The following is a 7,575-nucleotide window of genomic DNA, read 5'->3' as shown; positions in this document are numbered from 1 at the left end:
GATATGATCTTCTTCAACAAGCGTTCTTATAATGAATTCCTATCTTCTGCGGAACACATTTCTACGAATATTTTGGCCAACAGATTAAACTTCCTCGAGAAAGAAAAATTTATCATTAAAGAAAAAGACCGGGACCACAAACAAAAGATGATTTATAGCCTGACCGAAAAAGGCATCGGCCTGGTGCCACTGATCATAGAAATAGGATTATGGTCTGACCAATACGCTGAAGAAACGCTAACCGTTAGCGAATGTGTAAATTTAAACGACTTTAAAATAGACTGGAGCAAGGCTTTAAGCGCACTGCGGCAAAAGCTTTATCACCTGCATCTTCAGCGCTCTGTATAAATAATTCTTTAAAAAATTAAGATCTTCATTAAGGTATAGAAAAGATCAAAATCATAAATAAACTAGATATGAACAAGACAAAAATTGGCTGGATTGGCCTTGGAAATATGGGAACCCCCATGTCTGAACAGTTAATCAAAGCAGGTTATCCTCTGCAGGTTTATAACCGAAGCAAAGAAAAGGAAAGTGCATTGAAAGCAATGGGTGCCGGGATTGCCTCCTCACCAGCTGAACTGATTCAATCTTCAGACATCGTGATTCTGATGGTTTCAGATGACCAGGCTGTTCGGGAAATCTTTAATGCAGAAAGTGGCTTACTGAGTGTAAAAACTGCGGGTAAAATCATAATTAATATGAGTACTGTTTCGCCCGGTGTGAGTAAGGAAATGGCGGCGTTGTCTGCGGAATTTGGTCATCATTATATAGATGCACCGGTATCAGGAAGCGTTAAACAAGCGCAGGAAGGACAATTGGTGATTATGGCCGGGGGTTCGGAAAGTACTTTTTTAAAGGCGAAACCTGTTCTTGAAGTTCTCGGAAAAATGGCTATGCTGGTGGGCGGAACTGGTGCAGGAAACAGCACCAAACTGGCCATCAACAGTCTGCTTGCATTGTATGCCCAAGGTTTAGCAGAAACTGTTATTTTCGCCAATCAGCAAGGGATTAAAACCGAAAATTTACTGACTTTGATTGGACAGGCTGCACTCGGCAATGTTTTTACAAAGATTAAAGGAGACGCCATTTTAAATGACCAATACAATGCTGCTTTTGCACTCAAACACATTGTTAAAGACTTGAACTTGGCAAAAAATGAAGGACTTTCCAGTCCGCTTGCCACAACTGCTTTAGAGACTTTTCAACAAGCCGAACCTTCCTACGGTGAAGAAGATATCATTGCCGTGATTAAACAGTTAAATTCCTAAAAAAGGAACAGGCCAGGAAATAAATTCCCGGCCTGATAAAAACTGACCCCTCCAGATCAATTTTATTTTTGAGCAGCAGGCTTAAAATGCGCAGTAAAATGACGCAAATATTCCGCTTCATAAGTAATTTCAAAGCCTTTGATCTGTTTTCTGTTGCGATAAACATTGATGATCACCTCCAGAAGATAGTCCATGTGGCTTTGGGTATACGTCCGGCGTGGAATGGCGAGCCGGAGCAATTCGAGTGTTGCAGGAACCAGTTTACCTTGCTGGTCGTATTTACCGAACATCACCGATCCTATTTCAACGCCTCTGATCCCGCCTTCCAGATATAATGCAGCAGCTAAAGCCTGCCCTGGGTATTCATGTACCGGAATATGTGGCAAAAAAGCTTTAGCATCCAGATACAAGGCATGCCCTCCTGATGGTTTTAAATAGGGAACATTTTCAGCATCCAGTTTTTCAGCTATATATTCGATACTCCTGATCCTGTAATGGAGGTAATCTTCCTGCACAATTTCCCCGAGTCCAATGGCTATAGCTTCCAGATCCCGTCCTGCAAGCCCGCCATAAGTTGGAAAGCCCTCTGTAATAACCAGTTGGTTCCGGCACTGTTCTGCAAGTTTCGCATCGTTTAATGCTAAAAAGCCACCAATATTGGCAAATGCGTCTTTCTTGGCACTCATCGTACATCCATCTGCGTAAGAGAACATCTCTCTTGCAATGTCTATGATGGTTTTGTCCTGATATCCGACCTCTCTTTTCTTAATAAAATAGGCATTCTCTGCAAAGCGACAGGCATCAATGAAGAAAGGAATTTCATAATGACTACAAATATCCCTAACCATTTTAATGTTCTCCATACTTACAGGCTGTCCGCCGCCCGAATTGTTGGTTACCGTTACAATAACTACAGAAATGTTTTCTTTGCCTTTCTCTTCAATAACCTGCCGTAGCTTCTGTGTGTCAATATTCCCTTTAAAGGGTGCAGACACTGCCGGCAATTTACCTTCGGGGCACAAAAGATCCAGTCCCTGCGCACCCGAAAATTCGATATTGGCACGGGTAGTATCGAATAGTGTATTGCTGAGGATGTATTTGCCTTCACCCCCCTTAAAGGTGAAAAGAATGTGTTCAGCAGCACGCCCCTGGTGAACCGGGATAATAAAAGGCATACCGGTAATGTTCTTCACCGCTGACTCGAAGCGGTAAAAACTCTCGCTTCCGGCATAACTTTCGTCTCCGCGCATAATTCCGGCCCATTGTTCGCTGCTCATGGCGCCAGTACCGCTGTCTGTCAGCAGATCTATGATTACATCTTTAGCTTTTAAAAGGAAAGGATTATAATGTGCCTGGATTAACAGCTCTTTGCGTTGTTCAGGTGTAGTAGAATGTATAGGTTCTACAGACTTAATTCTGAATGGTTCTATAATGGTTCTCATTTTTTTATCATTAAAAGACTCCGCAGACAGGACTTTCGTAAATGAAAGTACGGTCAAACGGCTGGAATAAGTTGGATGATTAATTTTTAGATCTGCCTTTAGGCAGATCAGGTCTGAAAATGACTTGAATTAAGACGGTCTTTTAATGATGTTTTTCCAGTTAGGCTCCTGCTTTCTTCTGGCAGGGAAATCACCACGCTGAATAAAGCTATAGCTAATAGCTACAATGTGGGCATGATATCTCAGAAGTGGCTTTCCGTTCATAAGTGTAAATTTATACAATTCACCAATGAACATGGTAGCTTTTTTTTTTAAAATTTAAAATTATAGATGGGACTACCCTTCCACAAGATATAACCCAATAGAGCACATTGATGAGCCACTTCAGCCTCTATAACTGAGGGAACATCATTTACAATTTTCCAGCGGATATTATATTTGCTGTTATAACTGATGTAAATGACCACATCTTCACATCCGGAATCAATTGATTTAAGGTTTTTAAGATGCTGATCCTGCAATTCAGCAGCCAGACGACGTAGCCTTTCGTTCATCACTTTAGATAAAGGTGCAGCGGAAGTTATATCAGGTTCAATTACGGCGAGTACGGTTATGGTCATTGGCATCTGTCAAATACTATAAATTTTAGCAAAGATATCATTTTATTTTTAACTAAAAAAAATAGCAAAACAATCTTCCATAAAATCTTTACCCGAAAACTCCCTTCCGGTCTCCGCCTTCTGTAAAGATCATTTCCAATATTTTGTATCGGCAAGAAAAGGTTTGCAACCAAAAATTTGTGGTGTAAAAAAAAGGCCTAGCGTTGTTTTCGCTTCTTCAGCGAAAATTATGCAGCCTTTTTTTACACCACAAATTTAAAAAGCTTCTCCTAAGCCTATAGAAAATCCGGAATATCCTTTACTCATCCCATAATCTATGGCAACATTTGTATTTGACGCTTTGTTAAATTTCACCCGCATCCCTGCCCCCACAGCCGGATGAATCTTTTTAAACATATTATTTTCTGGTTCGGTAACCGAAGTCGCATTGGCAAAAACAACAAAACCCAGCAATCCATTATCCGTAATATCCCTTCTGTATTCACTCTCGAAATAAAACAAACCTTTCCCCCTGTACCGGTTCTGGTCCATCCCCCTCCCGGATCTGTTGTAAGGATCCCAACCTATACTCGGCAAATTAAGGTAAGGAACATCATTACTCAATCCTGTCCATAAATAGGTCCAAAAAGCAAGTACATTTTGTTGATGGGGTTTTGTATTTAAGGGCACATATTTCCTTGCATCCAGGTATAAAGATTTCCAGCTGGAATTACTCCCCAAAAACTTGGGATTAGTTCTCAGTATCGCATTAAAATAACTTCCCGGAAGTGGGTTAATAGAACTTGACCGGGTGTCGTAAAGTAGGTTAAAGGAGATCCCTGATGAAAAGGAATTACTCCCTTTTTGCGTTCCCGCATGATAGCCGGAGAACTGTTCCAGCCCCGGATCGGTATCTGCGGTATTGATATTGATGAAATAGTCCAGATTATAGCCAAAACCCGCATAAAAATAAGGCTTAATACGTTTCAGCGCACTTTGATAGAAGCGGATGTATTTATAATTCACTAACAATTTATTATCCTCCTGACCGCTTCCCAAACCCCAGGTATACTGAGGGTAAACCAGAAAACGTGTGTCACCCTGAATGACCCAGGTATTGTCTTTGAGCCAGACATCAGATCTTAAAGGTAAGCCAAAGCGTCCTTTAAAATTCCAGTAAGGAGCAAAACCAGCGCTGGATATATTGGTCGTTTTACGCGGTCCAAGATAGAAACCTGCGGTGGTTGAGGTAACCAGTGCCCTTCCGCCACCCGGAACGTTACCACCAATAGGCAACAGAGAAAATGCGATCTTCTTTTCTCCCGTTTTTGGGTTTTTACTGGGCTTTATCTTAAAAAGAACTTTGGCAATATCAATCAAATCTCTTTTATTAGAGGTATCTCTGGGCTTTTCGTTCAGCACCTTAGAGTCGCCGGCAGTTTGTGCATGGAGCGTAAAAGTGGACAACAGCAGAAAAATTAACGTATAAAATTTATTCATAGATATGGCGTTGTTCGTAAGTTTACAAATGATATGCAAAAATAGAACCAATTGTCTAAGAAGGGGACCTAATCTTTTAAACAGACAAAGATTATTTGATGCTTAAGCCGCGAAGAATTTATATTTGCGTTGCTTAACCTCCTAAATTAACTATAGATGAAAGCAATCCGGTTTTGTATTTTACCCATCCTCTGTATTGCAGCATTCCTGCTGGCACGCGCAAATTATTCCCCGGTTCAGGCTGTCCATGGCAGCATTCCCCATTCGGATACATTAAAGGTAATGGCTTACAATGTTTTAAACTATGGAGACGGATGCCAGGGTGATCTGCAAAAATTAAACAATTACTTTAAAACCATTGTCAAATACACAAAGCCAGACTTGCTCAGTTGTGAGAAAATTGCCGCATTTGTACCTGGAAAAAGTAAATCTTCCAATTTTGCAACAGTTATATGCGGTCATGTCCTTAATACAGTTTACAAGGATCGTTATGCTTATGCAGATCCAAGTAACCAAAGTGAAGCCGATAATATGTCGGTACTATTTTACAACAAGCAAAAACTGGCTTTTGTTAAGACCGAAACTCTTCTAGCCAGGACGACAGACTTTAACCTTTATAAATTATATTATAAAGATTCAAAACTGGCCATTGCCAAAGACACTGTATTTTTATATGTCCTTGTTAATCATACCCAATCCGGAGACAATAGTAAACAAAGAGATAAACAGTTGACTAAAGTAATGGAAAGAATTCGGGAAAAATTCCCAATTCTGCCCAATCTCATTGTTATGGGCGACTTTAACACCAGAAAGACAGGAGAAGATGGCTATCAGGCCATAGTAGCCTCAGAAAAAGCCAGTACAAAAATGTTTGATCCTCCGTTCTATCCAGACAAAGTTTTGAGTTATCCAGCCAACTGGACCAAGAGACCGGAATTATATGAGCGTTTTCTAACGACCTCTACGCGTTTGTCTGAAAATATCCCAAATACCTGCGGTACAGGAGGAGGTGCTAAATCTTGGTACGACCATATTTTCATTTCTCCCCCAATGGTCAGTGGCAGCAGAAAGATCAAATATATACCAAACTCGTACAGGACCGTTGGAAACGACGGCAAACGTTTGGGTATTGAAGTCAACAGCAGAACAAAACGTAATACGGCTGTTCCATATGACCTAGCCGAGGCCCTATTCTACTTTTCAAATAAATACCCTGTAAGCATGCAATTAGCTATTAAAACCAGATAGATCCTTTCTAAGTTATTCAATCAGGACAAGTGATCAGTGAGCCTGAAACGGAGATGAAAGTTCGTTCCCCGGCCCTCTTCACTCTCGAAATCAAGTTCAATCCCGTATTGTTCGCAAATATTCATTGTAATATGCAGTCCCATTCCTGTAGTTGACTCTCCTATTGTACCCTCTCTTTTTGCTGCAGTGAATTTCTCGAAAAGCAATGGCTTCATTTTTTCTGGTATACCTACACCATTATCAGAAATGCTCACCTTACAATATGGCCCGTCTATAAGTGCATGAAGTTCAATTTTACCATATTCCCTGGTAAATTTTATTGCGTTATTTAAGATGTTATCTATAGCCCGCCGAACGGCAATGGCATGTCCGTAACTGTATTTTTCTGCTTCCGGCAGTACAACGCTCAGACTTATATTTTTTTTCTGCAAACTTACCTGAAAATCATTTGCACAAATTTCCAAAAGCCCTCTGAGTTCAAAAAAATCACCTTGTACAGCCAGTTGTTTATGGCTTGGTGGTCTGAGCAGCTCGTGAACAAGATTATGCGCATTGGTACAGGCAGTTTTTGCCATAGAAAGTATCTCTGTATGATCGGGGTCTTCCAGCATTTCTTCTAAAATCCCTACAATCCCCATAATATTCGAAATAGGAGTTTTTAAATCATGAACAACTGCCTGTAAATCTTGTTTATGCTTTTCCAAAGAATCAACCAGGTGATTGGTCATATCCGCCTTGTGAAGGACACCGATCAGCTTTTTATCTTCGTAGACTGGCAATACCTCCGAACGGGTCTCCAGCATAATTTTCAGTGCCTCGGCTATCCTTGCATTTCTTTGTAGTTCAGGTTTCTGAGACAAACAATCCACCACCAGATGATGTGTTTTAGATAAGAGATCATTTGCATTAATCAAACCTATTGGCTCATCCTCCATCATCACTACCGCTCCTCCACTTGAAATGATCTTATGCTTTACTTCATAAATACCATCAAAGGCGTTGACAGTCAGGAACTCGTTTCTAATAAATGGAGCGATCATTATCTTATTATTCTAATATATTATTGATTTCAATGTTTTCAATAGAAATATTAATTTTAAAGTCAACACGGATCAGCTCGCCATCTGAAACGAAAGGAAAAACATTTTTAGTTAAGATATGCATCACTTTTTCCACTGGCATCTTCTTTAAAATATGCTTATTGATAAAAACGGTTTCTACACGTTCATCTTCTACTTCTACACTAAGAAAACCATTGGGTAGTAACATTTCAAAGGATTTACTCAGCCCTATTTTTCCCTGAACACAATTTTTGCCAACAATCAGTATATCCTGGAAAGGAGGAAGTTTAATTTCCTCAAAATTGATATTGATTGAATATTTAACATTTCTTTCGTTCATAACAAGTCCCACTAGTAAATAACAATATGCGTAATTGGCAATTCTGCTTTTACAAAATATTAAACCATGCTACAGCAAATGTAATTATTTTATTTATCGTATACCGTTATAAAC

At 39.9% G+C, this 7,575-nt stretch carries 9 protein-coding genes; 3 read left to right on the top strand and 6 right to left on the bottom strand.

The features are described 5' to 3' along the window. Positions 1 to 348: helix-turn-helix domain-containing protein (locus tag DBR11_RS11900; RefSeq protein ID WP_108552910.1), on the top strand; the 348-nt coding region annotated here is incomplete at its 5' end. Positions 349 to 416: 68 nt separating this feature from the next. Continuing rightward, positions 417 to 1,271, top strand: a complete 855-nt coding sequence (locus tag DBR11_RS11895; RefSeq protein WP_108552889.1) for an NAD(P)-dependent oxidoreductase — start codon at positions 417 to 419, stop codon at positions 1,269 to 1,271. A 62-nt stretch (positions 1,272 to 1,333) separates the two neighbouring features. Here the strand turns inward: DBR11_RS11895 and DBR11_RS11890 are convergent, their stop codons facing one another. The 4 genes from DBR11_RS11890 to DBR11_RS11880 form a co-directional block, all read right to left on the bottom strand. Further along, positions 1,334 to 2,713 (bottom strand): tryptophanase, encoded by a 1,380-nt coding sequence (locus DBR11_RS11890; protein WP_108552887.1) that lies wholly within the window; start codon positions 2,711 to 2,713, stop codon positions 1,334 to 1,336. Between the two features lie 129 nt (positions 2,714 to 2,842). Next, a complete protein-coding gene (locus DBR11_RS30540; protein ID WP_255564071.1) occupies positions 2,843 to 2,977 on the bottom strand; it encodes a hypothetical protein in 135 nt (44 codons plus the stop codon). A 47-nt stretch (positions 2,978 to 3,024) separates the two neighbouring features. After that, positions 3,025 to 3,333 carry a hypothetical protein gene (locus DBR11_RS11885; RefSeq protein ID WP_108552885.1) on the bottom strand — a complete coding sequence of 103 codons (309 nt, stop codon included), beginning with the start codon at positions 3,331 to 3,333 and terminating at the stop codon, positions 3,025 to 3,027. Positions 3,334 to 3,588: 255 nt separating this feature from the next. Further along, a complete protein-coding gene (locus DBR11_RS11880; RefSeq protein ID WP_108552883.1) occupies positions 3,589 to 4,812 on the bottom strand; it encodes a BamA/TamA family outer membrane protein in 1,224 nt (407 codons plus the stop codon). Positions 4,813 to 4,968: 156 nt separating this feature from the next. Here DBR11_RS11880 and DBR11_RS11875 point away from each other — a divergent pair, with 156 nt between their 5' ends. After that, the gene (locus DBR11_RS11875; protein WP_108552881.1) at positions 4,969 to 6,060 is read left to right on the top strand and encodes a hypothetical protein; all 1,092 of its coding nucleotides are present in this window, start codon (positions 4,969 to 4,971) and stop codon (positions 6,058 to 6,060) included. A gap of 20 nt (positions 6,061 to 6,080) precedes the next feature. On the opposite strand, the gene DBR11_RS11870 is transcribed toward DBR11_RS11875, so the two are convergent. Both DBR11_RS11870 and DBR11_RS11865 read right to left on the bottom strand, forming a co-directional pair. Beyond that, on the bottom strand, positions 6,081 to 7,100 hold the full coding sequence (locus DBR11_RS11870) for a HAMP domain-containing sensor histidine kinase (protein WP_108552879.1): 1,020 nt from the start codon (positions 7,098 to 7,100) through the stop codon (positions 6,081 to 6,083). Positions 7,101 to 7,107: 7 nt separating this feature from the next. Continuing rightward, positions 7,108 to 7,461 (bottom strand): hypothetical protein, encoded by a 354-nt coding sequence (locus DBR11_RS11865; protein ID WP_108552876.1) that lies wholly within the window; start codon positions 7,459 to 7,461, stop codon positions 7,108 to 7,110. Between the last annotated feature and the right edge of the window lie 114 nt (positions 7,462 to 7,575).

It is taken from the genome of Pedobacter sp. HMWF019, assembly GCF_003061025.1.
Lineage (GTDB): Bacteria > Bacteroidota > Bacteroidia > Sphingobacteriales > Sphingobacteriaceae > Pedobacter.
The sequence above is the reverse complement of the archived record's forward strand: the minus strand, read 5'-3'. Positions and strand labels throughout refer to the sequence as shown.